Source organism: Candidatus Nanopusillus massiliensis, assembly GCF_920984865.1.
On record NZ_OV100765.1, the window covers coordinates 537,699 to 537,958 of the forward strand.

Consider the following 260-nt stretch of genomic DNA (forward strand, 5'->3'; position numbering starts at 1 on the left):
ATTGGTAAAAAACCTGACAAAGAAAAATTAAAGAAAATTGGAAAAGAAGGAGTTTTATTATTAATTTCTGAAACAACAAGAGCAGATGAAAATTCAAAATCTCAATCAGAAATTATTGAAAAATATATGTTATATGATGTATTAAATTCAAAAGATACAAAAGGAATAATTATAACAACATTTTCATCACATATTGCAAGATTAAAATCAATAATTGAATTATCAAAAGAAATAAATAGAAAACCAATATTTATTGAAAG